25 protein-coding genes are annotated in these 26,373 nt (G+C 65.1%); 14 read left to right on the top strand and 11 right to left on the bottom strand.

The annotated features are described in order from the left end of the window. Positions 1 to 37: 37 nt before the first annotated feature. Both XH89_RS18450 and eno read right to left on the bottom strand, forming a co-directional pair. Positions 38 to 1,177: a zinc-binding dehydrogenase gene (locus XH89_RS18450; RefSeq protein WP_194461895.1), complete on the bottom strand. Its 1,140-nt coding sequence runs from the start codon at positions 1,175 to 1,177 to the stop codon at positions 38 to 40. Between the two features lie 50 nt (positions 1,178 to 1,227). Further along, positions 1,228 to 2,511 (bottom strand): phosphopyruvate hydratase, encoded by a 1,284-nt coding sequence (gene eno / locus XH89_RS18445; RefSeq protein WP_194461894.1) that lies wholly within the window; start codon positions 2,509 to 2,511, stop codon positions 1,228 to 1,230. 114 nt (positions 2,512 to 2,625) lie between these two features. On the opposite strand from eno, the gene queF reads away from it, so the two are divergent. Next, complete coding sequence (gene queF / locus XH89_RS18440) at positions 2,626 to 3,102, top strand: preQ(1) synthase (protein WP_194461893.1); 477 nt, start codon at positions 2,626 to 2,628, stop codon at positions 3,100 to 3,102. A gap of 30 nt (positions 3,103 to 3,132) precedes the next feature. Here queF and XH89_RS18435 read toward each other — a convergent pair whose 3' ends face one another. From XH89_RS18435 to tpiA, 6 genes are all read right to left on the bottom strand, one after another. Beyond that, complete coding sequence (locus tag XH89_RS18435) at positions 3,133 to 4,344, bottom strand: MFS transporter (RefSeq protein WP_194461892.1); 1,212 nt, start codon at positions 4,342 to 4,344, stop codon at positions 3,133 to 3,135. Beyond that, on the bottom strand, positions 4,344 to 5,195 hold the full coding sequence (gene kdsA, locus XH89_RS18430) for a 3-deoxy-8-phosphooctulonate synthase (protein WP_194461891.1): 852 nt from the start codon (positions 5,193 to 5,195) through the stop codon (positions 4,344 to 4,346). The genes XH89_RS18435 and kdsA overlap by 1 nt, the downstream gene beginning before the upstream one ends. A gap of 132 nt (positions 5,196 to 5,327) precedes the next feature. Then, positions 5,328 to 5,654, bottom strand: a complete 327-nt coding sequence (locus tag XH89_RS18425; protein ID WP_194461890.1) for an NIPSNAP family protein — start codon at positions 5,652 to 5,654, stop codon at positions 5,328 to 5,330. Positions 5,655 to 5,734: 80 nt separating this feature from the next. After that, positions 5,735 to 7,366: a CTP synthase gene (locus XH89_RS18420; protein ID WP_194461889.1), complete on the bottom strand. Its 1,632-nt coding sequence runs from the start codon at positions 7,364 to 7,366 to the stop codon at positions 5,735 to 5,737. A gap of 166 nt (positions 7,367 to 7,532) precedes the next feature. Further along, the gene (gene secG, locus XH89_RS18415; protein WP_194461888.1) at positions 7,533 to 7,925 is read right to left on the bottom strand and encodes a preprotein translocase subunit SecG; all 393 of its coding nucleotides are present in this window, start codon (positions 7,923 to 7,925) and stop codon (positions 7,533 to 7,535) included. Between the two features lie 138 nt (positions 7,926 to 8,063). After that, positions 8,064 to 8,819 (bottom strand): triose-phosphate isomerase, encoded by a 756-nt coding sequence (tpiA, locus tag XH89_RS18410; protein ID WP_194461887.1) that lies wholly within the window; start codon positions 8,817 to 8,819, stop codon positions 8,064 to 8,066. Positions 8,820 to 9,042: 223 nt separating this feature from the next. Here tpiA and XH89_RS18405 point away from each other — a divergent pair, with 223 nt between their 5' ends. Genes XH89_RS18405 through moaC form a run of 4 tightly spaced genes read left to right on the top strand, consistent with a single transcriptional unit; the run spans position 9,043 to position 13,328 of the window. Beyond that, positions 9,043 to 10,941 carry a SurA N-terminal domain-containing protein gene (locus XH89_RS18405; protein ID WP_194461886.1) on the top strand — a complete coding sequence of 633 codons (1,899 nt, stop codon included), beginning with the start codon at positions 9,043 to 9,045 and terminating at the stop codon, positions 10,939 to 10,941. A gap of 14 nt (positions 10,942 to 10,955) precedes the next feature. Further along, positions 10,956 to 11,969 carry an anthranilate phosphoribosyltransferase gene (gene trpD / locus XH89_RS18400; RefSeq protein WP_194461885.1) on the top strand — a complete coding sequence of 338 codons (1,014 nt, stop codon included), beginning with the start codon at positions 10,956 to 10,958 and terminating at the stop codon, positions 11,967 to 11,969. Between the two features lie 7 nt (positions 11,970 to 11,976). Next, a complete protein-coding gene (gene trpC / locus XH89_RS18395) occupies positions 11,977 to 12,798 on the top strand; it encodes an indole-3-glycerol phosphate synthase TrpC (protein WP_194461884.1) in 822 nt (273 codons plus the stop codon). 14 nt (positions 12,799 to 12,812) lie between these two features. After that, complete coding sequence (gene moaC, locus XH89_RS18390; protein WP_194468538.1) at positions 12,813 to 13,328, top strand: cyclic pyranopterin monophosphate synthase MoaC; 516 nt, start codon at positions 12,813 to 12,815, stop codon at positions 13,326 to 13,328. A gap of 8 nt (positions 13,329 to 13,336) precedes the next feature. Here moaC and XH89_RS18385 read toward each other — a convergent pair whose 3' ends face one another. Then, positions 13,337 to 13,501 carry a Flp family type IVb pilin gene (locus XH89_RS18385; RefSeq protein WP_194461883.1) on the bottom strand — a complete coding sequence of 55 codons (165 nt, stop codon included), beginning with the start codon at positions 13,499 to 13,501 and terminating at the stop codon, positions 13,337 to 13,339. Between the two features lie 309 nt (positions 13,502 to 13,810). On the opposite strand from XH89_RS18385, the gene XH89_RS18380 reads away from it, so the two are divergent. Beyond that, complete coding sequence (locus tag XH89_RS18380; protein WP_194461882.1) at positions 13,811 to 16,540, top strand: EAL domain-containing protein; 2,730 nt, start codon at positions 13,811 to 13,813, stop codon at positions 16,538 to 16,540. A 105-nt stretch (positions 16,541 to 16,645) separates the two neighbouring features. Here XH89_RS18380 and XH89_RS18375 read toward each other — a convergent pair whose 3' ends face one another. After that, positions 16,646 to 17,983, bottom strand: a complete 1,338-nt coding sequence (locus XH89_RS18375; protein ID WP_194461881.1) for a S41 family peptidase — start codon at positions 17,981 to 17,983, stop codon at positions 16,646 to 16,648. A 307-nt stretch (positions 17,984 to 18,290) separates the two neighbouring features. On the opposite strand from XH89_RS18375, the gene XH89_RS18370 reads away from it, so the two are divergent. The 8 genes from XH89_RS18370 (at position 18,291) to XH89_RS18335 (ending at position 24,002) form a co-directional block, all read left to right on the top strand. Beyond that, positions 18,291 to 19,418 carry an alpha-hydroxy acid oxidase gene (locus XH89_RS18370; protein WP_194468325.1) on the top strand — a complete coding sequence of 376 codons (1,128 nt, stop codon included), beginning with the start codon at positions 18,291 to 18,293 and terminating at the stop codon, positions 19,416 to 19,418. 15 nt (positions 19,419 to 19,433) lie between these two features. After that, positions 19,434 to 20,060 (top strand): HAD family phosphatase, encoded by a 627-nt coding sequence (locus tag XH89_RS18365; RefSeq protein WP_194468324.1) that lies wholly within the window; start codon positions 19,434 to 19,436, stop codon positions 20,058 to 20,060. Positions 20,061 to 20,227: 167 nt separating this feature from the next. After that, entirely contained in the window at positions 20,228 to 20,443 is a 216-nt protein-coding gene (locus XH89_RS18360; protein WP_194468323.1) for a hypothetical protein, read from the top strand. A gap of 91 nt (positions 20,444 to 20,534) precedes the next feature. Further along, a complete protein-coding gene (locus tag XH89_RS18355) occupies positions 20,535 to 20,708 on the top strand; it encodes a hypothetical protein (protein ID WP_194468322.1) in 174 nt (57 codons plus the stop codon). Positions 20,709 to 20,895: 187 nt separating this feature from the next. Beyond that, the gene (glp, locus tag XH89_RS18350; protein ID WP_194468321.1) at positions 20,896 to 22,107 is read left to right on the top strand and encodes a gephyrin-like molybdotransferase Glp; all 1,212 of its coding nucleotides are present in this window, start codon (positions 20,896 to 20,898) and stop codon (positions 22,105 to 22,107) included. Between the two features lie 176 nt (positions 22,108 to 22,283). After that, positions 22,284 to 22,985, top strand: coding sequence for a transcriptional repressor LexA (gene lexA, locus XH89_RS18345; RefSeq protein WP_194468320.1), 702 nt, complete (start codon positions 22,284 to 22,286; stop codon positions 22,983 to 22,985). Between the two features lie 186 nt (positions 22,986 to 23,171). Beyond that, positions 23,172 to 23,375 carry a hypothetical protein gene (locus XH89_RS18340; RefSeq protein WP_194468319.1) on the top strand — a complete coding sequence of 68 codons (204 nt, stop codon included), beginning with the start codon at positions 23,172 to 23,174 and terminating at the stop codon, positions 23,373 to 23,375. Positions 23,376 to 23,567: 192 nt separating this feature from the next. Then, complete coding sequence (locus XH89_RS18335) at positions 23,568 to 24,002, top strand: hypothetical protein (protein WP_194468318.1); 435 nt, start codon at positions 23,568 to 23,570, stop codon at positions 24,000 to 24,002. 10 nt (positions 24,003 to 24,012) lie between these two features. Here XH89_RS18335 and XH89_RS18330 read toward each other — a convergent pair whose 3' ends face one another. Beyond that, entirely contained in the window at positions 24,013 to 26,295 is a 2,283-nt protein-coding gene (locus tag XH89_RS18330) for a ComEC/Rec2 family competence protein (RefSeq protein ID WP_194468317.1), read from the bottom strand. Positions 26,296 to 26,373 lie beyond the last annotated feature (78 nt).

The raw sequence follows: 26,373 nt of genomic DNA, 5'->3' as shown, positions 1-26,373 counted from the left end.
AAGGCAAGACCTCTTTTTGATCACCCGCCGTCGCAGATCACGAAGATTTATTTGGGTTGATGAGGAATTTTTCGCCGGTGGCACGTTTGGCGTACACCGCGATGTTGGCGGGTTCGAGCGTCTCCTGCAGCGACACCACCTTGGTGTAGTGGCTGGCAAAGGTCGTCTTCAGTTCGTTCACGACGCGCTGACGCAGCCGCGCGATGTCGGCAGGCCCGATCTTCTGCAGGAACGGAGTGAGCAGCCAGCCGCCAACGCCCCAGGCCATGCCGAAGCCGCGCGGCAGCTCGATGGGACGAATGTCGAGCGCGCCGTAGACATAGACCTGCTTGTGCACGCTGGAGCCGTAGCGGCTGTATTCCTTCGCGGTCTTGTTGATCGCGATTTCCATGCAGTTGAGAATGTCGCCGGCAAGCTTGCCGCCGCCGATGGCGTCGAAAGCGATGGTGGCGCCGGTCTCGACCAGCGCATTGGTGAGGTCGTCGAGGAAGCTTGGCGCGCTGGAATCGACCACGTATTTTGCGCCGATCTTGTGCAGAATCTCCGCCTGCTCCTTGCTGCGCACGATGTTGACCAGCGGAATGCCGTCCTTGATGCAGATCTTGTTCAGCATCTGGCCGAGATTGGAGGCGGCTGCGGTGTGCACCAAGGCCTTGTGACCTTCGCGCCGCATCGTCTCGGTCATGCCGAGTGCGGTGAGCGGGTTGACGAACCAGGAGGCGCCCTCGGCCGCACTCGTGCCGTCGGGCAGCACCTGGCAGTCCCTCGCCTTCAAGGTGCGGTACTGCGAATACATAGCGCCGCCGATCATCGACACCGTCTTGCCCATCAGCGCCTTCGCGGCGTCCGAGGAGCCGGTCTTGATGACGACGCCGGCGCCCTCATTGCCGACAGGCAGGGACTGGTCGATCCGCGCCCCCATCGCGCGCATCGCACCATCAGGCACCTTCGCGGTGATGACCGGCGCATCCTTCGTGCCTGATGCCTTGGCCGTGCTCATGTCGGCGGCGCCGACGAGCAGGCCAAGGTCGGAGGGGTTGATCGGCGCCGCCTCGATGCGGACGACGACCTCGTCGTCCGCAGGCTCGGGGGTCGGCACATCGACAAGCGAGATTTCAAGTTCACCGCTCTTCCTGATCAGCGAACGCAGTTGCAGTCCGGTCTTGCCATCGCTCATGTCGATCCTCCCCTGTCCTCTTGTTCGCGCTTTCGCGCGGTGACGCTGGCTTATGCCAGCGCCTTCAGTGCCGCCTTGCCGCCGTACAGCGCCTGCTTGCCGAGCTGCTGCTCGATGCGCAGGAGCTGGTTGTATTTGGCGGTGCGATCGGAACGCGCAAGGGAGCCGGTCTTGATCTGACCGCAATTGGTGGCGACCGCGAGGTCGGCGATGGTGGAATCCTCGGTCTCGCCGGAGCGGTGCGACATGACAGAGGTGTAGCCGGCCTTGTGCGCCATCTCGACGGCGGCGAGCGTCTCGGTCAGCGTGCCGATCTGGTTGACCTTGATCAGGATCGAGTTGGCGCGACCGGCCTTGATGCCTTCGGCGAGGCGCTTGACGTTGGTGACGAAGAGATCGTCGCCGACCAGCTGGCACTTCTTGCCGACGATGTCGGTGAGCTCCTTCCAGCCGTCCATGTCGTCTTCCGACATACCGTCCTCGATGGTGACAATCGGATAGCGGCCGACGAGGTCGGCGAGATATTTCGCCTGCTCGGAGACAGAACGGGTCTTGCCCTCGCCTTCATAGACATACTTGCCGTCCTTGAAGAACTCGGTGGAGGCGCAGTCGAGGCCGAGCACGATGTCGGAGCCCGCCTTGAAGCCGGCCTTGCCGATCGCATTCATGACGAACTCCAGCGCGGCATCCGCCGACGGCAGGTTCGGGGCGAAGCCGCCCTCGTCGCCGACATTGGTGTTGTGGCCGGCCTTCTTCAGCTCCGACTTCAGCGTGTGGAACACTTCGGCGCCATAACGCAGGCCCTCGGCGAAGGAGGACGCACCGACGGGCAGGATCATAAATTCCTGGAAGTCGATCGGATTGTCGGCATGCACGCCGCCATTGATGATGTTCATCATCGGCACCGGCAGCAGCCGCGCCGAGGTGCCGCCGACGTAACGATAGAGCGGCATGTCGAGCGAGTTCGCGGCCGCCTTGGCGCAGGCGAGCGACACTCCGAGGATGGCGTTGGCGCCAAGCCGGCTCTTGTTCGGTGTGCCGTCGAGCTCGATCATGATCTGGTCGATCTGGGCCTGCTGCTCGACATCGAGGCCGCTCAGCGCCTCGAAGATCTCGCCGTTGACGGCGCCGACCGCCTTGGTGACGCCCTTGCCGAGATAGCGGGCCTTGTCGCCGTCGCGCAGCTCGACCGCCTCGTGGGCGCCGGTGGAGGCACCTGACGGCACCGCGGCGCGACCGAGCGCACCATCTTCCAGCACGACGTCGACCTCGACGGTGGGATTGCCGCGGCTATCGAGGATTTCGCGTCCGATGATGTCGATGATGGCGGTCATGGGGGCCTCTTTTCGGGGAACAAAGGGGGGCAGTTCGCGGGTGCTTCTACCGCAATGCATCGAAGCGGAAAAGGCCGGGTGACGGCCGCCTGATGATTGGCTATGAGGGCCCCCATGCCGAAAAAACCCAACAAATCGAAGACCTCGTCCAGCCTGCAACTCGGTCGCGCCGTGGAATGGCCTGATACGCCGGAGAAAGCCAAGCTCGACCGCGTGCCCAATCCGCAAGCGGGCACCGACTATCTGGTCCGTTTCACCGTGCCGGAATTCACCTCGCTCTGCCCGGTCACGGGACAACCCGATTTCGCCCATCTGATGATCGACTACGCGCCCGGCCAGTGGCTGCTGGAGTCGAAATCGCTCAAGCTCTACATCGCGAGCTTCCGCAACCACGGCGCCTTTCACGAGGACTGCACCGTGATGATCGGCAAACGCATCGCCGCCGAGATCAAGCCGAAATGGCTCCGCATCGGCGGCTACTGGTATCCGCGCGGCGGCATTCCCATCGACGTGTTCTGGCAGACCGGTCGCGTGCCGAAGGGCCTGTGGGTGCCCGAGCAGGGCGTCGCGCCCTATCGCGGGCGGGGCTAGACATCGATCGTAGCGGAAGTTCGACGCCTATCAGGCCCGCGCGTCAGACGGCGCACGCGGCTTGAGCATCTGTGCGCAGACCAGACCCAGCACCACCATGATCACCGCGCTCGCAAGCAGCGCCGGTAGCTTGCCGCCGTGCTGGAGGCCAAGGCCGTAGGCCAGCGGTCCGACGGTCTGCCCCATGAAGAAAAAGAACGAATGCAGCGACATCGCGGTCGCCCGCGCCCCGATCGACAATTCGCTGGCGAACACCTGCAGGCAGCCGTGGATCATGTAGAAGCCCCAGCCCATCGCCAGCATGCTGGCGAATTGCAGCTTCCAGCCGGGACCGAAGGCGAGCGCGCCGAGCTGCAACGCTACAAGGCAGCCGCCGGCGATCATCATGCCCTTGACGCCAAGCCACGGCAGCATGCGCGATACAGTCAAGGTGTAGAGCAAGCCGCCGACCGCAAATCCTGCGATCACGATGCCCGCGATCGACAATGATTTTTCGCCGAGATCAAACAGGAACGCGGCGATGAAAGGAAACAGGCCGAACACGCAGCAGCCCTCGACGAAGACGGCCGAGTAGCAGTAGCGCGTGTTGGGATTGGCGAAGATGGTGCGGTAACCCTGCCTCAGCGTCTTCAGGTCGGTCTTCGGCGGCGGCGTCAGCGCAGCGCCGCGAAAACCCGCCGCGACCGCCAGGGCCGCGATCAGGCCAAGCGCGCCGAGGATCACGAGCACGCCGCGCCAGCCGATGAAATCGCCGATGATGCCGGAGGCGGATGCGCCGAGCAGATTGCCGGTCATCGATCCCGCCATCGTGCGCCCGATCGCGACCTGTCGCTTGGCGGGTGCAACGAGGTCGGCGGTCAGGCCGAGCGCGACGGGAAACACCCCGCCGGAGGCGATGCCGGCCAGGATGCGGGTGGCGAACAGGGCCGAGAACGTACTCGTCAGCGCGCCGAGAATGCAGGCGACGCCGAGCAGCGCCAGGCACATCGTCATCAATCGCGCCTTGCCGAACAGATCGGCGGCCGCGCCGATCGCCGGCTGCACCAGCGCATAGATCAGGGCAAAGCCGGCCGCGATGCTCGCGGCCGTGGTGATGCTGATCGCAAAATCCTCCGCCACATGTGGCAGCACGGGATCGAGCGCCCGCGTCGACAGCGCCGCCGAGAAGCCGGCAAGCGCGATGATGTTGATCGCGGGTGGAAACTTCTGCTCGGAGGATGGCCTCGTCACAGGCTGGTGCATCAGCGCGTGATGCTCTTGGTCACTGTATCGAACGCCATCAACGTGCGAATCAGCCCTTCGAACTGATGCAGCGGCACCATGTTCGGTCCGTCGGACGGCGCGCGATCCGGATCAGGATGGGTTTCAATGAAGAGCCCGGCGACACCGACGGCCACGGCCGCGCGCGCCAGCACCGGCACGAACTCGCGCTCGCCGCCGGACGACGCGCCCTTCCCGCCCGGTTGCTGCACCGAATGGGTCGCATCGAAGATCACGGGCGCGCCAGTGGTGCGCGCCATGATCGGCAGCGACCGCATGTCCGAGACCAGCGTGTTGTAACCAAAGGAGGCGCCGCGCTCGGTGACCAGCACGTTGGGATTGCCGGCGCTGGTGATCTTGGCGACGACATTCGCCATGTCCCAGGGCGCGAGGAACTGCCCCTTCTTGACGTTGACGACCTTGCCGGTTGCGGCTGCAGCCAGCAGCAGATCGGTCTGCCGGCACAGGAAGGCCGGGATCTGCAGGACGTCGACGGCTTGCGCCACCTCGGCGCATTGCGCGGCGTCGTGCACGTCGGTCAACACGGGCAGGCCGAGCGAGGAACGGATCTCGGCGAAGATCGGCAGCGACTGCGCCAGACCAAGGCCGCGCGCCGCCGAGGCGCTGGTGCGGTTGGCCTTGTCGAAGGAAGTCTTGTAGACGAGGCCAATCTTCAGCCGCGTGGTGATCTCCTTCAGCGCAGAGGCGACCTCCAGCGCATGCTGGCGACTTTCGAGCTGGCAGGGACCTGCAATGATCGAGATCGGCAGATCATTGCCGAATTTAACCGACCCGACGGTGACGACCGGCGCTGCTGATTGACTGGTGCTCACGGCGCAAAATCCCTGTTTCGGCGCGACCATAGCGGCCGAATGGGTGGGATCAACCCCATTCGGCCAAGACCTTCGAATATCTGACCTTCGAATATCAGGGTTGCGCCGCAGCCTCTCTCGCTGGAAAGACCGCTATTTGACCGACGAGAAAGCCGTCGGTGCCAGGATCTGGCTGACGATGTTGGCGACGATCTGGCCGTCCGCTTCTGTCTTGGCGCGCGCCTCGAGCCATTCCGGATCGGTCATGAACGCGCCCCACTTCTTCTCGCGCTCGGCCAGCGACTCCCAGGCCAGGAAATAGGTCAGTTCCTGATTGGATTCCCCGATCAGCGTGGTGAAGAACCCGGCCTGCTTGATGCCATGCTTCTCCCAGATCTTCAGCGTGATCGTGTCAAAGCGCTTCAGCAGGGCCGGCAGGCGACCGGGCACACAGCGATACTGGCGCATTTCGTAGATCATCGGAGCTCACTCCCTGCATTGTTGTTCTTGCAGGGTGCTTGTCGCAACAAAATGCGCGATCGTCAAAGGCGGCTGAGCAACTATACCAACCGGCTCTGCTTCGCCGCCGCCTCGATGAACGAGGCGAACAGCGGATGCGGCTCGAACGGCCGCGACTTCAGTTCGGGATGGAACTGGACGCCGATGAACCAGGGGTGATCCTCGTACTCGACGATTTCAGGCAGCACGCCGTCGGGCGAAAGGCCGGAGAATTTCAGGCCGTGCTGCTCGAGGCGGTCCTTATAGGCGGTGTTGACCTCGTAGCGATGGCGGTGGCGCTCGGAAATCTCGGTCGCGCCGCCATAGACCTGCGAGACGCGGCTGCCGCGATTGAGCGCCGCGGGATAAGCGCCGAGCCGCATCGTGCCGCCGAGATCGCCGGCCTGCGAGCGCTTCTCGAGCTCGTTGCCGCGCAACCATTCCGTCATCAGGCCGACCAGGGGCTCCTTGGTCGGACCGAACTCGGTGGAATTGGCGTCCTCGATGCCGACGAGGTTTCGCGCCGCCTCGATGACCGCCATCTGCATGCCGAAGCAAATGCCGAAATACGGCACGTCGCGCTCGCGCGCGAACTGCGCCGCCTTGATCTTGCCTTCCGCACCGCGCTGGCCGAAGCCGCCGGGCACCAGGATGCCGTTGACGTGCTCGAGGAACGGCGCCGGATCTTCCTTCTCGAAGATCTCGCTCTCGATCCAGTCGAGGTTGACCTTCACCTTGTTGGCGATGCCGCCATGCGAGAGCGCCTCGATCAGCGACTTGTACGCATCCTTCATGCCGGTGTACTTGCCGACGATGGCGATGGTGACGTTGCCCTCAGGGTTGCGGATGCGCTCGTTGATCTGCTGCCAGCTCTGCAGTACCGGCGGGATCCGCGAGCCGATGCCGAAGGCGGCGAGCACTTCGTCGTCGAGGCCGGCGTTGTGATAGGCCTCAGGGACGGCATAGATGTTGTCGACGTCGCGCGCCTCGATCACGGCGCTTTCGCGCACGTTGCAGAACAGCCCGAGCTTGCGCCGCTCCTCCTTCGGGATCTCGCGATCGGTACGGCAGAGCAGGATGTCGGGCTGGATGCCGATCGAGCGCAGCTCCTTCACGGAGTGCTGCGTCGGCTTGGTCTTGAGTTCGCCGGCGCTGGGAATGTAGGGCAGCAGCGTCAGGTGGATGTAGACGGCGTGATCGCGCGGCAGCTCGTTCTTGAGCTGGCGGATCGCCTCGAAGAACGGCAGGCCCTCGATGTCGCCGACCGTGCCGCCGATCTCGACCAGCACGAAGTCGTAATCGTCATTGCCTGACAGCACGAACTCCTTGATGGCGTTCGTGACGTGCGGCACCACCTGGATGGTCGCGCCGAGATAATCGCCGCGGCGTTCCTTGGTGATGATGTCCTGATAGATGCGCCCGGTCGTGATGTTGTCCTGCTTCGTCGCAGGCCGTCCGGTGAAGCGCTCGTAGTGACCGAGATCGAGATCGGTCTCCGCGCCGTCATCGGTCACGAACACTTCGCCGTGCTGATACGGCGACATCGTTCCGGGATCGAGGTTGAGATAGGGATCGAGCTTGCGGAGGCGGACCTTGTAGCCCCGGGCCTGCAGCAGGGCACCGAGTGCCGCTGAAGCCAGACCTTTGCCGAGCGAAGAAACCACGCCGCCGGTGATGAATATGTACCGCGCCATGGGACCTAACCTCTAATCCCTCGAACCCGATTCGCCAAAACGATTCGTATTCAGCCCCAAAGAATCTGCGGGCCTGTGGGTGAGCCAAAACGAAGAATGGTGACAGTGCCTTGATGGGGATTGTTGATGCAGGACGCTAGCCATCGTCCTGCATGGCCCCCCTGCTTTATTGCGAGCGAGGCACCTGCGGGCCGCTCGGCGCTGCCGGGGCCTGCTGCTGCTGCTCGTCCGCCTTCTTCAACGTGTCCAGAATACCGCCCGAAGTCGGCGGGGCGATCGGACCACCACCGGCCGGCTGCGTCTGCGACGCCGGCTGGCCGATGATCGAGGACGGCGCGCGGTTGTAGCCAGCGTACCAGGACAGAAACAGGCTGGTCAGGAAGAAGCCGGCGGCGAGGATCGCCGTGGTGCGCGACAACAGATTCGCGGTGCCGCGGCTCGACATGAAGCCCGCGCCTCCGCCCATGCCGAGGCCACCGCCCTCCGACTTCTGGAGCAGGACGGCACCGATCATGACGGCAACGATCATGAGGTGGATGACGATGACAACGGTCTGCATAGTATCCTTCCGTCACAAGCGGGCGGCGCCTGACGGCGGCCGATCGCGCTTCGCGGGTTTTCCTGAAGTTGCGCGGTGTTACACGATCGGAAGGGGCATTGCCACCCCCGATCGGCCCGGTCCGCGCTTTACGCTTAGCTAGGGGCAGCCCTTGGCGATCGCAAGGAAATCGGCCGCTTTCAGGCTGGCGCCGCCGACCAAGCCGCCATTGACGTTCTTCACGGCCATCAGCTCGGCCGCATTCGAGGGCTTCACCGAGCCGCCATAGAGGATTCGCATCTTCGCACCGTCGGCCTTGAACCGGGAGGTCAGGAACTCCCGGATAAACCCATGAATCTGCTCAACATCCTTGGCCGTAGGCGTGAGGCCCGTGCCGATCGCCCAAACCGGCTCATAGGCGACGACCAAGTTGGCCGCGGTCGCGCCGTCCGGTAGGGAGCCATCGAGCTGGCCGCGCAGGATATCCAGGGTCTGGCCGGCATCGCGCTGGGCCTGCGTCTCGCCGATGCAGACGATCGCCACCACCCCGGCCCGCCAGGCCGCTTCCGCCTTCTGCCTGATCAGGGCGTCGCCCTCACCGTGGTCGGCGCGGCGCTCGGAATGGCCGACGATGATGGCGCTCGCCCCCGCGTCAGCCAGCATTTCAGCAGCGATATCCCCGGTATGGGCGCCGGAGGCCTTGGGATGGCAATCCTGGGCCCCGACAGCGACCTTCTGGCCGCGCGCCTTGTCGGCAAAGGCCGCGATCAGGGTCGCCGGCGGGCAGACCAGCAGATCGGCCTTACCTGCGACGTCTGCCGCGCCATTGAGCATGGCGTCGAATTCGGCTTCCTGGGCCTTCAGGCCATTCATTTTCCAGTTGCCGGCGATCAGCGGGCGGATGGCATCGGTCATGTCAATGTCCAGCAAATTGAGGTTTGTGCATGCGCTAGCAGAGGTGTCGTGGCAGTTCCAGAGACCAGAGCCCCTTTGGGCGCAGCTTCGCGGACCCGGTTGAGCCAAGGTTGCGGGGGGAAAGCCGCCACTTTATGATGGCATATCAATTTGGTGACGCGCTTTTGCGGAATCTGCATTAAGACGCGCTCCCGTTCCCCTCCTTTCAGACAAGTTGGACCAAATGCTTCGAGGAATGCGCAAGGCCTCATCAAACTGGGTCGGCAAGACCATCATGGCCGTCGTGATGGGCGTGTTGATCATCAGCTTCGGCATTTGGGGCATTGCCGACATTTTCCGGGGCTTCGGGCAGTCCACGCTGGCCAAGGTCGGCCGCACCGAGATCTCGCTGAACGAGTTCCGCCAGACCTACACCGACCGCCTCCAGCAGATCAGCCGCCAGTTCGGCCGCCCGCTGACGCCGGACCAGGCGCGCGCCTTCGGCCTTGATCGCCAGGTGCTGCAGCAGACGATCGCGGAGGCCGCGCTCGACGAAAACACGCGCCAGCTCGGGCTCGGCCAGTCCGACGAGCAGATCCGCCAGCTCATCATGAACGACCCGAACTTCAAGGGCGTCGACGGCAAATTCGATGCGAACCGCTTCCAGGCCCTGATCCGCAATTTCGGCTACACCGAGCAGCGTTACGTCGCCGAACAGCGCAAGGTGGCGCTGCGCCGGCAGATCACCGGCACGATCGGTGCGGGCCTCGAGCCGCCGAAGGCCATGCTCGACGTCGCAACGCGCTTCCAGAACGAGCAGCGCGCGATCGAATTCGTCAGGCTCGACGCCGCGCAAGCGGGCACCATCGAGGCCCCCTCGCCCGAGGCGCTCGCCGCCTATTTCGAGGACCACAAGGTCCAGTTCCGCGCGCCCGAATACCGCAAGATCGTCTTCGCCGTGATCTCGCCTGATGACATCGCCAAGTGGACCGACGTCTCCGACGACGAGGCGAAGAAGCTGTTCGACCAGCGCAAGGATCAGCTCGGCACGCCGGAGAAGCGCCAGATCCACCAGATCGTGTTTCCAAATGTCGCCGAGGCGCAGGCCGCGCGCGAGCGTCTGGTCGGCGGGCTCTCCTTCGAGGACCTCGGCAAGGAGCGCGGGCTGAGCGCCTCCGACGTCGATCTCGGCCTCGTCGCCAAATCCTCGCTCGAAGCGGCGGTCGGCAATGCCGCCTTCGCGCTTCCCGTCGGCGAAATCAGCCAGCCGATCCAGGGACCGATTGGCGTCTCGATCGTCAAGGTCGACAAGATCGAGCCGGGCGCCGAGGCGAACTACGCGACCCTCGCCCCCGCCATCAAGCGCGAGATCGCCATTGGCCGCGCGCGCGCGAAGGTCGGCGAGCTCCGCGACAAGATGGAGGACGAACGCGGTGCCGGCACCAGCGTCGCTGATGCCGCGCAGAAGCTCGGGCTCACTGCCGTGACCGTCGATGCCGTCGACCGCTCCGGCCGCGCTCCGAGCGGGCAGCCGGTCGATAACATTCCGCAAGGCCTCGACGTGGTCTCGCAAGCCTTCAACAGCGATGTCGGCGTCGACAACGACCCGATCTCGTACAAGGGCGGCTATGTCTGGTACGACGTGCTCGCCATCACGCCGTCGCGCGACCGCAATCTCGACGAGGTCCGCGACCAGGTCGAGGCGCGCTGGCGCCAGGAGCAGATCGCCACCAAGCTGAAGACGAAGGCGACCGAGATGGTGCAGAAGCTCGAACAGGGCGGCAAGCTCGCCGACGAGGCGTCTGCGATCAACGCCAAGGTCGAGACCGCCAGCGGCTTCAAGCGTGATGATCAGCCGGCCGGCGTGCCCGCGAACATCGTTGCGGCCGCCTTCCGTGCCGCCAAGGACGGCGCCGGACAGGCACCGGTCACCGGCGGCACCGAAGTGATCGTCTACCGTGTCACCGACATCGTCGATCCCACCGTCGACACCGCCTCCGACGCCGTCAAGAAGCTGAAGGACAGCATCGACCGCTCGCTGACCGACGAGCAGGTCGCCTCCTACGTCAACAAGCTTGAAACGGACATCGGGACCAGCATTAATCAGGCCGCCTTCGCGCAAGTGACCGGCGCGAACCAGTGAGTTGAAAGCACGCGATGGACGACCTGAAATCGATCATTGGAAAAGTGGCGACCGGCGCCAGCCTGTCGCGTGAGGAAGCCGCATCCGCCTTCGACGCCGTGATGTCCGGCGAGGCCACGCCATCGCAGATGGGTGGCCTGTTGATGGCGCTGCGCGTGCGTGGCGAGACCGTGGAGGAGATCACCGGCGCGGTCACCGCGATGCGCTCGAAGATGCTCACGGTCGATGCGCCTGCGGACGCCGTCGACATCGTCGGCACCGGCGGCGACGGCTCCGGCTCGGTCAACGTCTCGACCTGCGCCTCGTTCATCGTTTCGGGCGCCGGCCTGCCGGTCGCCAAGCACGGCAACCGCGCGCTGTCGTCGCGCTCGGGCGCTGCCGACGTGCTGGCCTCGCTCGGCGTGAAGATCGACCTCAGACCCGAGCAGGTCGGTCGCTGCGTCCGCGAATGCGGCATCGGCTTCATGTTCGCTCCCGCTCATCACCCGGCGATGAAGAACGTCGGCCCGACCCGGGTCGAGCTCGCCACCCGCACGATCTTCAACCTGCTCGGGCCGCTATCCAACCCCGCCGGCGTGAAGCGGCAGATGGTCGGCGTATTCTCCAGGCAATGGGTGCAGCCGCTGGCTCAGGTGCTGAAGAATCTAGGCTCCGAATCCGCCTGGGTGGTGCACGGCTCCGATGGCCTCGACGAGATCACCCTCACCGGTCCGACCTTCGTCTCCGCGCTCCACAATGGCGACATCAGGAATTTCGAGGTGACGCCCGAGGATGCCGGCCTGTCTCGCTGTGAGCCCGGCGCGCTCAAGGGCGGCGATGCCGATGCCAATGCGATCGCGCTGCAAAGCGTGCTCGACGGCAAGCCGAGCCCCTATCGCGACGTCGCGCTGCTGAATGCCGCCGCCGCGTTCATCGTCGCCGGACGCGCCAAGGACCTCAAGGAAGGCGTCGCGATCGGCGCGAAATCGCTCGACAGCGGCGCGGCGAACGCCCGCCTGAAGCATCTGATCGCGGTCTCGAACAGCTGAGCCTGTCATGTCCGATATCCTGACCAAGATCGAAGCCTACAAGCGCGAGGAGATTGCAGCCGCCAAGCGCGCCCAGCCGCTCTCGGCGATCGAAGCACAGGCCAAGGCGCAAGCCGCGCCGCGCGGCTTCGTGCACGCGATCAAGGCCAAGCACGCCAATGGCGACTACGCGCTGATCGCGGAAGTGAAGAAGGCCTCGCCCTCCAAGGGACTGATCCGCGCCGATTTCGATCCGCCGGTGCTTGCCAAGGCCTATGAAGCGGGCGGCGCGGCCTGCCTGTCGGTGCTGACTGATGCGCCCTCATTCCAGGGCCATCTCGACTTCATGGTGGCGGCGCGCGCGGCGACCTCGTTGCCTGTGCTGCGCAAGGATTTTCTGTTCGACACCTATCAGGTCGTCGAGGCGCGCGCGCATGGCGCCGATTGCATCCTCATCATCATGGCTGCGCTCGACGACGCCACGGCCAAGGACCTCGAGGACGCCGCGATCGCCTACGGCATGGACGTGCTGATCGAGATCCACGATCGCGCCGAGCTCGACCGGGCGCTGAAGCTGCGTTCGCCGATGATCGGGGTCAACAATCGCAATCTGCGCACCTTCGAGACGACGCTGGCGACCAGCGAGACACTGGCGCCGTTGATCCCCGGCGAGCGGCTGATGGTCGGCGAGAGCGGCATCTTCACGCCCGATGACCTCGCCAGGCTCGCGCGCGTCGGCATGTCGACCTTCCTGGTCGGCGAAAGCCTGATGCGGCAGGCCGACGTCGCCGCGGCCACGCGCACGCTGCTCGCGCGCGAAACCAGGGCCCGCGCCACGGGCACGCGCTGATGGCGCGCAAGGACATGGTGCGCAAGCCTGCGAAAACCAGGCCATCGAAGACGGCGGGCCCTGCCCTCACCCATATCGGCGCTTCGGGTGAAGCGCGGATGGTCGACGTCTCGGACAAGGCCGCAACCGAGCGGCTCGCCGTCGCCGAAGGTCGCGTCGTCATGGAGAAGGCGACGCTCGACCTGATCCTCTCAGGCAATGCCAAGAAGGGCGACGTGCTCGGCACCGCGCGCATCGCCGGAATCATGGCGGCCAAGCGCACCGCGGAGCTGATCCCGCTCTGTCATCCGCTCGCACTGTCGAAGGTCACGGTCGACATCGAACCCGATGCGAAGCTGCCGGGCTGCATGGTGCGCGCCAGCGTCAAGGTGACCGGCCCCACCGGCGTCGAAATGGAAGCGCTGACAGCGGTCTCGGTCGCCTGCCTCACCATCTACGACATGATCAAGGCGGTGGAGCGCGGCGTGCGCATCGAGGGCATCCATCTCGTCGAGAAGCTCGGCGGCAAATCGGGCCACTATCGCGCCTGATCTCGCGATTATCTCAGCGCCGCGCTGATCGATCCGAACTTGGTGTTGAGCTTGCTGCCCAGGCCGTTCACGACGGTGATGATGGCGAGCGAAATGCCGGCCGCGATCAGGCCGTATTCGATTGCGGTCGCGCCGGATTGGTCGGCCCAAAAATTCTTCAAAGTCTTTTTCATGATCGCGTCCTCTCTGCGTGGTAGCGAACCTGGTTTGCAAACCGCGCGCCATCGCGACATCGAGCATCGCCAGCACGTTAGTTGGTTAAGCGCTGGTTGACGTCGCTGGGACCGGCAAGGACGGATGGTCATCTCGACCATGCAGGCAAAATCTGCACGGCTCTCGCCATCCGCATCGATTGCATTTGCGCATCGCGGTTCATGTCGCATTAACCGCGATTCCTAACGTCGCCTCCACATCGATCCCGTAAACCGACGGATGTGACGGGGATCGCGAATGACCCAGACGTGTGCACGGCAACGATCGGCATGATGACGAGATACGGAACTCGGCTTGACCAGGCCTTCGTGCGTAGCGGACCCATCCGCTGGCTCGTGGTGGGCGGCACGCTCCTGATCGCTGCGATCGCCGTCGGCGCGGTGCTGATGGCACAGAACTTTCGCGAACGCGCGCTGCGCAACTCCAGCCGCGAGCTGGAAAACACCGTCTTGCTGCTCGCCCATCATTTCGACCAGCAATTGCAGGACTTCGCGGTCATCCAGAAGGATCTTGTCGACCACGTGCGCGTGACCGGCATTGCCACCGCAGAGGACTTCCGCAAGCGCCTCTCGGGCCAGGACGTGCACCGGATGCTACGCTCGAAGATCGAGGCGCTTCCGTACATGGGCGGCGTCAACATCATCGACGCCGACGGCAATGTGATCAATTCCTCGACGGCATGGCCGGCTCCGAAGGTCAACGTCGCCGACCGCGCCTACTTCCGCGCCTTCCGATACGATCCGCAGGCGCCCGACGTGCTGATCGAACCGGTTCACAGCCGCATCTCCGGCGCCTGGACCATCCTGATCGTGCGCAGGATCATGGGAGCGCACGGGGAATTCATGGGTATCGTCGGGCGCGGCATCGAGCCGGCCAATTTCGAGAAATTCTTCGAGACCGTCAGGCTCGGCGACGGCGCGACGATCTCGATGCTGCACCGGGACGGCACGCTGCTTGCCCGCTATCCCTCTTCCAGTGAGATGATGGGACGCAACTTCAGGAACGGTTCGTACGAGCAGCAGAAGATCTTCACGCTCGACCACTTCGCCGGACGTGTCGTGAGCCCGATCGACGGCGAAGACCGACTGATCTCGGCGCGGGCTTTGCCCCACTTCCCGATCCTGATGATGGCGACGACCACGCGCGCGGCAGCGCTTGCCGATTGGCGCGAGCAGATCGGCATCCTGATTTCGGTCGCCGGCGCCTCGGCGCTCGCGATCGCGGGCGTGCTGATCGCGATCGTGCGCAAGCTCCTGGAGCAGCACCGCCTGTCCCGCGAGCGGATGACGCTCGAGAAACAGCGCCTCGACCGTGCCGTCAACAACATGACCCAGGGCCTGCTGCTGTTCGATGCTGAGCGGCGGCTCGTGGTCTGCAACCATCGCTACATCGAAATGTACGGCTTGTCGGCGGAGACCGTGAAGCCCGGCTGCAGCTTCCGCGACATCATCGTGCACCGCAAGGCGACGGGCTCGTTCGCGGGCGACGTGGACCTGTACGTCGCGCGCGTGCTGCGCGACATCCATGTGCGCAACTCCATGGTCGTGGACACCAGCGACGGCCGCTCGGTCCAGATCGTCAACGAACCGCTCGGCGATGGCGGCTGGGTCGCGACCCATGAGGACATCACCGAACGTCGTCGCATCGAGGAGCGCATCACCCACCTCGCCCATTATGATGCGCTGACGGACCTGCCCAACCGCGCCATGTTCCACGAACACCTGCGCGACGAGCTCACCGCCATCGTCGACGGCGAAGAGCTCGCGGTGCACTACATCGACATCGACGAATTCAAGGGCGTCAATGACGCACTCGGTCATCTCGTCGGTGACGAACTGTTGAAGTCGGTGGCCAAGAGCCTGCGCGACTGCGCCGGTCCGGCCGACTTCGTGGCGCGGCTCGGCGGCGACGAATTCGCGATCGTGCAGAACGCAGTGAGCTCGCAGGACCAGGTCAACGCGCTCGTGGCGCGGGTCTTCGCCGCGATCCGCGCACCGTTCGATTGCATGGGCCATCATCTCACCACCGACGCCAGCATCGGCATCGCAATGGCGCCGGAACACGGTACCGCGCTGGACCAGATCCTGAAGAACGCGGACATGGCGATGTACGCCGCAAAGTCCGCCGGCCGTCGCACCTATCGCTTCTTCGAGCCGGAGATGGATGCCAAGGTGCGCGAGCGGCGCCAGCTCGAGATCGATCTGCGCCACGCCATCGCCCAAGGCGGGCGCGAAGGCGGGCTCGAGGTCTACTACCAGCCCTGCCTCAGCCTGAAGGACGACCGCATCACCGGCTGCGAGGCGCTGGTGCGCTGGCGTCACCCCGAACGCGGCATGGTCTCGCCCGCCGAGTTCATCCCGATTGCGGAGGATACCGGGCTGATCAACGAGATCGGCGAATGGGTACTCGCGACCGCCTGCCGCGATGCGGCCGGCTGGCCCGACGACATCCGCCTCGCCGTCAACGTCTCCCCGGTGCAGTTCAAGAGCAGCACGCTGGCGCTGAAGATCATGGCGGCGCTGGCCGCCTCAAATCTGCCGGCGAGCCGGCTGGAGCTCGAGATCACCGAGGCCGTGCTGATCCGCGACGACGACACCGCACTTGCGATCCTGCACCAGCTCCGCGCCATTGGTGTGCGCATCGCACTCGACGATTTCGGCACCGGCTACTCGTCGCTGAGCTATCTGCATCGCTTCCCGTTCGACAAGATCAAGATCGACCGCTGCTTCGTCAACGACATCGCCGGTCCCGACGGTTCCGCCAGCATCGTGCAAGCCGTGGTCAACCTCGCCAGCGCCCGCCGCATGGCGACCACGGCCGAGGGCGTCGAGACCGAAGAGCAGCAGCGCCTGCTCCGCACGCTCGGCTGCACCGAGATGCAGGGCTATCTGTTCAGCGCCGCAAAGCCGGCCGACAAGATCATGGAGCTGTTCGCGCTCCATCGCAGCCGTCTGGCTCAGCGCGACGGCAGCGAGGCCCGTCGCCGCGAGGCGAGCTAGGACCTCTCAAACGCCGCGCCCGAACGGCGCGACTGAAACGAATTCGCCCGGGCGTGGCCATCCACGCCCGGGCGAATCTTTTGCAGGTCGCAGGGACCGGACAGTCTAGTTCGGCACAGTCGTCTTGGGCGCCGGCTTCGCGGCGGCCGCATTCACGGTGACGCCGTGCAGGAAGTCGTAGGCCGCGTGCAGCGCCTTGTCGTCCTTCTCTTCCGGCGGGACGTAGGACTGCGATCCGGTCTGCTCGGTGCCGTCGGCGGCCGAGAGATGCCCGCGCATCTGCGACTCCGCCATGGTGTCGACCCGGCCCTTCAGCTCGGCCGGGACGTCCTGAAGGATCTCGATGTCGGGCGCGATGCCCTGGGCCTGGATCGAGCGGCCCGACGGCGTGTAGTAGCGCGCCGTGGTGAGGGCCAGCGCACCGTTGCCGGTGCCGAGCGGAATGATGGTCTGCACCGAGCCCTTGCCGAACGAGCGCGTACCGATCAGCGTCGCGCGCTTGTGGTCATGCAGCGCGCCCGACACGATCTCCGAGGCCGAGGCCGAGCCGCCGTTGATCAGGACCACCAGCGGCTTGCCCTTGATGAGGTCGCCGCCATGGGCGGTGAAGCGCTGGGTCTCTTCGGGATTGCGGCCGCGGGTCGAGACGACCTCGCCACGCTGGAGGAACGCGCTCGAGACCGACACGGCCTGGTCGAGCAAGCCGCCCGGATTGTTGCGCAGATCCACCACATAGCCGACGAGCTTCTCCTGCGGGACATCCTTGGAGATCGAGGCGATCGCCTTCTTCAGCCCGTCGGTGGTCTGCTCGTTGAATGAGGTGATGCGGATATAGCCGATGTCGCCGTTCTCGACGTGGAAGCGCACCGGGCGCACATGGATGATCTCGCGCTTGATCGCGACATCGAGCGGGGCATCGGCGCCCTTGCGCACGATGGTGAGCTTGGTCTGGGTGTCGACCGGCCCCTTCATCTTGTTGACGGCCTGCTCGAGCGTCATGCCCTGCACGGCCTCGCCGTCGATCTTGCTGATGAGGTCGCCGGACATGATGCCGGCCTTGGACGCCGGCGTGTCGTCGATCGGGGAGACGACCTTGACCAAGCCCTCCTCCATCGTGACCTCGATGCCGAGGCCGCCGAACTCGCCGGAGGTGGTCTCCTGCATCTCGGTCCAGGCCTTGTCGTTCATGTAACGCGAATGCGGATCGAGCGAGGTGACCATGCCCGTGATCGCACCTTCGATCAGCTTGGAATTGTCGGGCTTCTCGACATAGCTCGCCTTCACCCGCTCGAAAACCTCCCCGAACAGATTGAGCTGGGAATAGGCGCTATCTGCGCCCGCCGCCGCCCGTGCCGCCCAGAGTCCGCCCTGCGGACCGGATACGAGGAGGGTCAGGCATGCTCCAGTGAGCGCGCCCAAGGGGAACAGCAGGGTTTTCCGCATGGAATGGGTAGCCTTTTCGCTTAGCGGTTCTTTTGAGGCTTGGCAGCCGCCATGCAAATGGCGATCCAACCCGGTTCTCACAATATCATTCTGGTTTCTTCAAGGCCGGCACGCCACACCGGCGGGTATACCGCAGAAACCTCTTCGCCTCGACCTAAACATTTGGCAACGTTCGGAAGACCGGCTCCCGCGGAGCGAGAATCGGCCGCCACGTCACGCCTCGCAGCTATGCGATTTTAGGATGGTTTTGGAGGGCCGGACGGGATAGGCGATGGCATAAGGCTTCAAATTCTCGGGAGGATAACAAATGAACGAAGCACTCCGGCCGGAACGGAACGTCGAGCTCGGCGCCAGCAACGAGCCGTTCCAGAACCTGCACGAATTCATCCGGAAGGCCCGTTCCAACCTCAACCAGAACGCCTGGGACTACATCGTCGGCGCCGCCGAAACCGAGACCACGATGCGCCGCAACCGCATGGCGCTGGACGAGATCGCTTTCCGCCCGCGCGTGCTGCGCGATGTGCGTAAGGTCGACGGCTCCGTTGAGCAGTTCGGGCGCAAGATGCGCCTGCCCGTGGTGCTCGCCCCAGTCGGTGCGCTGGAGATCTTCGATCCCTTCGGCGCCGCCAGCGTCGCCCGCGCCGCCGGCACCTTCGGTGCCTCGCATATGCTGAGCTCGGTCTCCGAGCCGGGTCTGGAAAAGACCGCCGAAGCCGCCCCCGATGCGCTGCGCATGTACCAGCTCTATGTCCGCGGCGATGACGCCTTTGTCGCCGACGTCGTCAGCCGCGCCGAGAAAGCCAACTATGCCGCCTTCTGCCTGACCGTCGACACCGCCCACTACAGCCGCCGCGAGCGCGACATTGCCAAGCGTTACGTCCGCGAGAGCCGCCTGCGCGCCACCGGGGGCGATTTCCAGAAGGGACTGGAGTGGCGGACCGTGAAGATGATCAAGGACAAGTTCAGGATACCGCTCATCATCAAAGGCATCGCCACGGCCGAGGATGCGCAGATCGCAATCGATCACGGCGTCGAGTGGATCTATGTCTCCAACCATGGCGGCCGCCAGCTCGACCACGGCCGCGGCGCCATGCACGTGCTGCCCGAGATCGTCGACGCGGTGAAGGGCCGCGCGAAGATCATGGTCGATGGCGGCATCTGCCGCGGCACCGACATCGTCAAGGCGATCGCCGCGGGCGCCGATCTGGTCGGCATCGGTCGGCTGCAATGCTGGGCGCTCGCCGCGGCCGGCGAGACAGGCGTGGCGCGGATGCTGGAGCTGCTCGAGGACGAGGTGCTGCGCTGCCTCGGTCTTTTGGGCGCTACCTCGTTCGCCGATATCGACAAATCCTGCCTGCACCCGGCCACTGCAACCAACCCGCCGAGCGTGTTCAGCGCATTCCCGCTGTTCGATCACGAACCATATCGTTACTGACGAGAAATCGACGCAATGACATCGCTCTCTCCCGGCAGCGCGGATGCGCTCCTGTTCGATCTCGGGCGCGTGGTGCTCGACATCGATTTCTCCAAGGCGATCGCCTGCTGGGCGGGACATGCCGGGTGCCAGCCTGAGGCGATCGTCGCACGCTACGTGCGCGACAGCGAGGCCTACCGCTTGCACGAGGTCGGCAAGATCAGCGACGCGGATTATTTCCAGTCGCTGCGCGCCTCGCTCGGCATCGGCATTTCGGATGCACAGTTCCTCGAGGGCTGGAACGCGATCTTCGCCGGCGAGATGCCCGACATCGCGGAGCTGCTGCAGCGCGCGGCGAAGCGGATGCCGCTCTACGCGTTCTCAAATACCAATCGACCGCATGTGGACCATTTTTCGAAGGAATATGCCGAGCTGCTTGGCCATTTCCGCGAGCTGTACCTGTCCTCCAGCATCGGGCTGCGCAAACCGGATGCGGAAGCCTTCGACCATGTTGTTGCCGCGATCGGGGTGCCGGCCGACCGTATCGTGTTCTTCGACGATCTGGCCGAGAACGTCGAGGGTGCCCGCGCCCGCGGGTTGACCGCCGTGCATGTGACCTCGCCGACCGCGGTCGGGAATGCACTGAGGGCGCTGGGGATCTGATCCGACGGATGCGGACGGCCCCGGCCCGGCCGGTCGGGAACAATTTCCGCCTGGAACCAGGAACCAAATCGCTCTGTGCATTTTTATACGAAGTTCCGGGAACGGAATGCCCGCCTTCGGACTCTTGAGTCCGTTGGGAATTCTACATCGGAACTGGACGTATCGACGTGTTGGGCAAAACCTACCTCACCAAGCAGGCCTCTCTGCTGATGAAATTCGCCAGATCCACCTCGGATTCTGAGCTTTCCGCAAAGCTGATCAGCAAGGCAGCCGATTTGAAGGCCCAGGCCGATCCGATGCCCGACAAGGACCAGGGGCTCCAGGCGCCTGATGTCGCGGAAGATGGCAATTCGTCGAGAAGCAATCCCATAACGCGGTCGTGACGTTCGAGCCGTCAACGTCGAGGACGGCCATCGTCTGCGCGCACTGATCGGCTCCTGCAGCCTCGACAATCCGGATCGCATCGGCGGCGAGATGCGCCTGCATCGACCGCCTGGCCGCGTGCCATTGCACGTGCAGGCGACACCAGCCGGCAGCGAATGGACTGAGAATGCCATACCTCTCGCCTCCGGCTGGCGATCGAGCGCGATGGTGCTCATCACCGACCCCGAGCTCGGCGCCAGGGCGCAATTCGAGGCCTTGCGCTAGCGCTATGGCGGCCTCACCCGGGCAGAAGCCGCCTTTGCGCTGGAGATCGTCAAGGGCGGCGGCCGCCAGCACGCCGCAGAGAATCCCGCGCGCATTGCAGATCATCCCCTGGCCTTTTGCGTCGGCCTCGCCGCTCGGCTAGAAACCTTGCCGACCGAGTCTTTTGCTGATGTTGCGGGAGTTCGCCGTGGCCCTGATGCCGGTATCCGATGCGCTTGCCGCCGTGCTTGCGGGCGCAGAGCCGTTGGCTGAAGAAGCGGTCGCTCTCGACCAGGCGTTTCACCGTGTGCTGGCGCGCGACGTCGCGGCGCTGCGGACGCAGCCGCCGCAGGCCATGTCGGCGATGGATGGCTATGCCGTCCGCGCGGCCGATGCGGCGAAGGTCGACACACAGCTCGCTGTCATCGGCGAGGTTGCAGCCGGCCGTCCCTTCGCAGGAACCGTTGGCGCCGGCGAAGCCGTGCGGATCTTCACCGGCGGTGTCGTTCCCGACGGCGCCGACGCGGTCATCATCCAGGAGGATACCGTTGCCGACGGCGGGCGCATCACGATCAAGGAAGCCGCCATGACCGGCCGGCACATCCGCCCTGCCGGCATCGATTTTCGCGAGGGCGACGTGCTGCTGCGCCAGGGCGCGCGGCTGACCGAGCGCGACCTGGCCCTCGCTGCCGGCATGAACCGCCCGCAGCTTGCCGTTCGCCGCCGTCCGAAAGTCGCGATCCTGGCCACCGGCGACGAGCTGGTGATGCCGGGCACCACGCCCGGCCCCGGCCAGATCGTCTATTCCAACGGCTACGCCCTGCATGCGCTTGCCCGCAGCGAGGGCGCCGACACCATCGATCTCGGCGTTGCCGCCGACACGCTTGCCGCCACCACCGCCGGCATCCGCTGCGCGCGCGAGAGCGGCGCCGACATCCTGGTCACGACCGGCGGAGCCTCGGTCGGCGACCACGATCTGGTGCAGCAGGCGCTCCGCGATGAAGGCACCGCGATGGCGTTCTGGAAGATCGCGATGCGGCCGGGCAAGCCGATGATGAACGGGCAGCTCGGGGCAATGCGGGTGATCGGCCTGCCCGGCAATCCGGTGTCATCTTACGTCTGCGGCTTCCTGTTCATGGTGCCGCTGATTCGCGCGTTATCAGGCCGCTCGGTGATTCATCACCGCCGCGAACGCGCCGTGCTCGGCCGCGACGTCGGCGCCAACGACCAGCGCGAGGACTATTTGCGCGCGCGCCTCGACACACGTGACGACGGCACGCTCGTCGCCGTTCCCGTCAATCACCAGGATTCCTCGCTGCTTGCGAATCTCGCTGCGGCACAGGCACTTCTCGTGCGCGCGCCGTTTGCGCCGAAGGCCGAGGCCGGCATGCCCTGCGAGGTATTGCGACTGCCCGCCTGACCGCTTCGTTCGCGTGCGTTCCGCGAACTTTGTGGCGTTCACGGTAAATTAAGCAGTTGCGGAACATGTATCGAACATATAGTGTCCGTTCATGATTTGTTTCGAGCATGTAGCGGCTTATCGCTGAATCCAGCGTCTCGGAATCGAACGACATCGTCAGGGGGATTTTGGTCGAGATGTTAACGCGCAAACAATACGAGCTCCTGCGGTTCATCAGCGAGCGGCTGAAGGAAAGCGGCGTACCGCCCTCCTTCGACGAGATGAAGGACGCGCTCGATCTGCGCTCGAAGTCAGGCATCCATCGCCTGATCACGGCGCTCGAGGAGCGCGGCTTCATCCGCCGCCTTCCGAACCGCGCCCGCGCCATCGAAGTGATCAAGCTGCCCGAGCTGCAGGCCGCCGCCGGCAATCGCCGCGGCTTCACGCCGAGCGTCATCGAGGGCAATCTCGGCAAGCTGCGCACGACGTCGAGCCCGCCCGCCGACGAGGGCGAGCGTCCCGTCGCGGTGCCCGTGATGGGCCGGATCGCGGCCGGTACACCGATAGAGGCCTTGCAGACCCGCAGCCACACCATCAGCGTCCCACCGGACATGCTGGGTGCGGGCGAGCACTACGCACTCGAGGTGCGCGGCGATTCGATGGTCGACGCCGGTATTCTCGACGGCGACATGGCACTGATCCAGCGCAACGAGAGCTGCGACACCGGCGATATCGTGGTCGCCCTGATCGACGATGAGGAGGCGACCTTGAAGCGCTTCCGCCGCCGCGGTGCCTCGATCGCGCTGGAGCCAGCGAATGCCGCCTATGAGGTCCGCATCCTTCCGCCCAACCGGGTCAAGATCCAGGGCAAGCTGATCGGCCTGTACCGGAAATACTGAGCGCCTCGCTCTCGCGCGATCGGTGATCGCCATCGACTGATGGAGCGGACGATTGTCCGCTCCGGCTGGATAGTCTTTCTGGTTTTGCACAGATTATCCGGCCACCTCTTCAGCGCTACATCCTCGGCACGCCGCAACGAAGCGTTATCGCTTCGCGAGGCCCATCAGGAGACCGAGGAGACAACCATGCGCAAGACCATCTTGAGCACCGTCACGCTTATGCTGATCGCAGCATCTGCGTCGCAGGCCTTTGCCAAGCAGCCCCAGCATCACGCGCGCAAGGCGCCGCAGGCAGCCAGCGCGCAATTCCGCGATGCCCGCAACGCCATGGATCAGCGGGCGCAGCCTGCCTGGCAATATTCGGGCTGGTCGGCGCCGGCCGGACGCTGACGGAGAAGCTTGCCGAATGCGCGGACGCAGGCTTTGTTCCTAGCGAATTCGGGAAAGATATTGTGATTGTAGCTTGCGGATCCAAGCCGCAGATTTGCCTACAACCGAGCGGAGCTTTCATGCTTACACTCTGGTAGAGGCCTGCGCCTCGATAAGGGACGTGGGTCGCTATCCCTGCATGAGGAGCACCCGATGTGTGACTATAGCCTGCATGCCGTCGCGACACGTCCCGCAGAAGTTGGCGAGACCATCGTCACGACAACGTTCCGCGGCACCTCGACGCGCGGCTTCGCCTCCGAAGCCGACATGTCGGTCGCGGTCTGCCTGCTGCCGGGAACGGAGCTCGCCTTCGCCGACAACGTCCGCTACGACAACCGCTGGATCTGGACGCGCACCGTCAATTCCCGCGTCGGCAAGTTCGGCAAGATCGATCCGCACATTCCCGATCGTCATCACGACGCGATCGAATTCCCCGACGGCAAGTACGTGCTGGTGACGCAGCTCGTCGAAGGCCAGCGCGCAACCGTGCTGCAACTGCCTGTGACCCAGCCGCTCGGCGAGCGCGAGCACAAGCCGCAGGTGGTGGCCGACAGACAGTCGACAACTCCGGGCCTGCCGATCGGTTGAACCGTCGGTTTTAATCCTCGGCCTGAAGGTCGGCTTCGGACGGTGTTGCGTCCTTGGAGCGCGGAGCTGTCGACCGTGGCACGAGGGTCAATTCGAAATCTCCATCGCCGGCCGCCGCCGGCGACCAGGGGCGATTTGCGCCCCTCGCCCTCACCGCCGCAATCGCAAAACCATCGCCGCGGGGTGTTAGCGTCAGCGCGCCCTGGCTCGCCAGACGCGGCCGGTTGACCACCATCGCGCGACAATCCGGCGGCGCAGGCCTTGTCGTCACCACCAGTGCCGCGCGGCTGCAATCATCGGCCAGCGCGTCGATGCGCAGGGCCAGCGCAACCATGCGGCCGTCGGCAAGCGGTGTCACGCAGCCGGCATCGTCGCATGAAACGCCGTCACCGAGCGAACCGCTGGCCGCGTCGCGCGGATCAGCGTCCGCCGCAAGCCACTCCTTGAGCAGGAAATTGTCCTTCCTCGTCCTGATCAGATGCAGCTGCCCGTCCCTGCCTCGCACCGCAACGTTCTGGCCGTCACCGGCGATGAGAATATCGGGTTGCCGGACGGAAAGACCCCAGATGGTCGCGGCCACGAGCACGACCGCTCCCGACCAACGCAGCGGTGTGCGCAGCAGACCCATCAGGACCAGGCCCAAGCTCGCAGCGATCAGCGGCGCCGTACCGAAGGCGCCGACATGGCCGACAGCGCCCGGTAGCGCCGCCACCCAGCGCGTGACCAAAATCATCCAGTCGATGCCGATCCCCATCAACCACCAGAACACGCCGTCGAGCCCGAAGGGCGCTGCGAGCAGTCCCAGCAGCCCCGCCGGCATCACCAGCGCCGAGACCACGGGCATAGCGCCGAGATTGGCGAGCACGCCGTAGGGCGTAACGCGGTGGAAATGGAAGGCGGCGTAAGGCGTGGTCGCCAGCCCTGCGATCATCGAGGCCATGGACAACATCGCGATCTCGCGGCCGCCCCACAGCGCGATGCGCGCCGTCGTCGAATGATCGGGCGAGGCCAACAGGCTCGGCATGCCGATCTGCACCATCGCGACCAGCCCGAGCGTTGCAGCAAACGACATCTGGAAGCTCGGATGCACCAGCGCTTCCGGCGCCACTGCGAGCACGATCAGCGCGGCCACGGCTAGGGTGCGGAACGTAATGGCGCGGCGATCGACGATAACCGCAATCAGCACGACCGCGGTCATGAAGAACGATCTCTGCGTTGCGACTTCGGCGCCCGAGAGCAGCAGGTAGAACGCGGATGCCACCAGCGCCGCAGCGGCCGACCATTTCTTGATGGGAAAGCCGACCGCTAGGCCGGGGATCAACGCAAGCAGCGCGCGAACCGCAAAGAAGACGACGCCGGCGACGACGGCCATGTGATAGCCGGAGATCGACAAGACGTGGCCGAGGCCGGAAATGAACATCGCATCGTTGACGGGCGTCGTGATCGCATCGCGGCGTCCGGTGAGGAGCGCGGTCGCGATCGCGCGGTTGTCGCCGTCGAGCGTGGCACGGATGCGCGCGTCGATCGCATCGCGCAGGCCCTGCATAATCGCGGCATAGCGTAGCTGCAATCCGCCTGACACGGGCGGCGTCACGGTGGTAATCGCCCCCATCGCAAAGCCGGACGCACCGATGCCCTGGAAGAACATATCGCGCGAGAAATCGTAACTGCCGGGTCGCAGCGGCGACAGCGGCGGCATCAGCCGCGCCTTCAGCTGCACGAAGCTGCCGACATCGGGCGCCGTGCCCTTCCGCACGGACAGGCGGACGCGTTCGAGCTTCACGTCGCTGCGCTGCGCCTCCATCGCGGTGACGCGCAGCATGAAACGGTCGGTGCGTTCGCGGATGTCGCGGGTCTCGACGAAGCCCCACAGCGACACCGAATACAGCGGCTTGGCGAGCACGGTGTGCGCGATGCGTGCCGTTTTCCAGGTCGCCATGGCGAACCCGGCCGCGACCGCCGCAATCATGATGGCCGGCGCAAACAGGCGGCTCCGCCGCAACAGGATCGCACCGATCGCAAGCGCGACCGCTGTCGTAGCCGTGACCCACAGCACCGGCTCGTGATCGGCGGCGAAGTAGAGCGCGATGCCGCAGCCGAAGGCGATCGGCACCCAGGGAAACAATCGCCCGGCGCCGGCTTCAGCCTTGACCCATTCGCGCAGCGTCCCGACGATCGCGGGCCAAAGGTCAAAGCCTGCCGGCACAAGGCCGCCGGCCGAGGCAGCCCTGCCGGTCGGCCAAGTGCCGGCGATCCCCTGCGAGGCACGCTGTGGCCGGCCCGGCTCCGCCATTCCCTGCAACCCTGCGATACGCGACGGACGCAGAAGCTACCGGAACGTGCAGGCCGCCGAATAGCGGTACGGATCGGG

The sequence above is a fragment of the Bradyrhizobium sp. CCBAU 53340 genome (genome assembly GCF_015291645.1).
GTDB lineage: Bacteria > Pseudomonadota > Alphaproteobacteria > Rhizobiales > Xanthobacteraceae > Bradyrhizobium.
Note: the sequence above shows the minus strand (reverse complement) of the source record. Positions and strands in the feature narration are given on the sequence as shown.

Coding starts and splice junctions, on each gene's coding strand:
- XH89_RS18450 (WP_194461895.1), bottom strand. CDS start 1,177: ATGAGCGATGGCAAGACCGGACTGCAACTGCGTTCGCTGATCAGGAAG.
- eno (WP_194461894.1), bottom strand. CDS start 2,511: ATGACCGCCATCATCGACATCATCGGACGCGAAATCCTCGATAGCCGC.
- queF (WP_194461893.1), top strand. CDS start 2,626: ATGCCGAAAAAACCCAACAAATCGAAGACCTCGTCCAGCCTGCAACTC.
- XH89_RS18435 (WP_194461892.1), bottom strand. CDS start 4,344: ATGCACCAGCCTGTGACGAGGCCATCCTCCGAGCAGAAGTTTCCACCC.
- XH89_RS18425 (WP_194461890.1), bottom strand. CDS start 5,654: ATGATCTACGAAATGCGCCAGTATCGCTGTGTGCCCGGTCGCCTGCCG.
- XH89_RS18420 (WP_194461889.1), bottom strand. CDS start 7,366: ATGGCGCGGTACATATTCATCACCGGCGGCGTGGTTTCTTCGCTCGGC.
- secG (WP_194461888.1), bottom strand. CDS start 7,925: ATGCAGACCGTTGTCATCGTCATCCACCTCATGATCGTTGCCGTCATG.
- tpiA (WP_194461887.1), bottom strand. CDS start 8,819: ATGACCGATGCCATCCGCCCGCTGATCGCCGGCAACTGGAAAATGAAT.
- XH89_RS18405 (WP_194461886.1), top strand. CDS start 9,043: ATGCTTCGAGGAATGCGCAAGGCCTCATCAAACTGGGTCGGCAAGACC.
- trpD (WP_194461885.1), top strand. CDS start 10,956: ATGGACGACCTGAAATCGATCATTGGAAAAGTGGCGACCGGCGCCAGC.
- trpC (WP_194461884.1), top strand. CDS start 11,977: ATGTCCGATATCCTGACCAAGATCGAAGCCTACAAGCGCGAGGAGATT.
- moaC (WP_194468538.1), top strand. CDS start 12,813: ATGGTGCGCAAGCCTGCGAAAACCAGGCCATCGAAGACGGCGGGCCCT.
- XH89_RS18385 (WP_194461883.1), bottom strand. CDS start 13,501: ATGAAAAAGACTTTGAAGAATTTTTGGGCCGACCAATCCGGCGCGACC.
- XH89_RS18380 (WP_194461882.1), top strand. CDS start 13,811: ATGATGACGAGATACGGAACTCGGCTTGACCAGGCCTTCGTGCGTAGC.
- XH89_RS18375 (WP_194461881.1), bottom strand. CDS start 17,983: ATGCGGAAAACCCTGCTGTTCCCCTTGGGCGCGCTCACTGGAGCATGC.
- XH89_RS18370 (WP_194468325.1), top strand. CDS start 18,291: ATGAACGAAGCACTCCGGCCGGAACGGAACGTCGAGCTCGGCGCCAGC.
- XH89_RS18365 (WP_194468324.1), top strand. CDS start 19,434: ATGACATCGCTCTCTCCCGGCAGCGCGGATGCGCTCCTGTTCGATCTC.
- XH89_RS18355 (WP_194468322.1), top strand. CDS start 20,535: ATGCGCCTGCATCGACCGCCTGGCCGCGTGCCATTGCACGTGCAGGCG.
- lexA (WP_194468320.1), top strand. CDS start 22,284: ATGTTAACGCGCAAACAATACGAGCTCCTGCGGTTCATCAGCGAGCGG.
- XH89_RS18340 (WP_194468319.1), top strand. CDS start 23,172: ATGCGCAAGACCATCTTGAGCACCGTCACGCTTATGCTGATCGCAGCA.
- XH89_RS18335 (WP_194468318.1), top strand. CDS start 23,568: ATGTGTGACTATAGCCTGCATGCCGTCGCGACACGTCCCGCAGAAGTT.
- XH89_RS18330 (WP_194468317.1), bottom strand. CDS start 26,295: ATGGCGGAGCCGGGCCGGCCACAGCGTGCCTCGCAGGGGATCGCCGGC.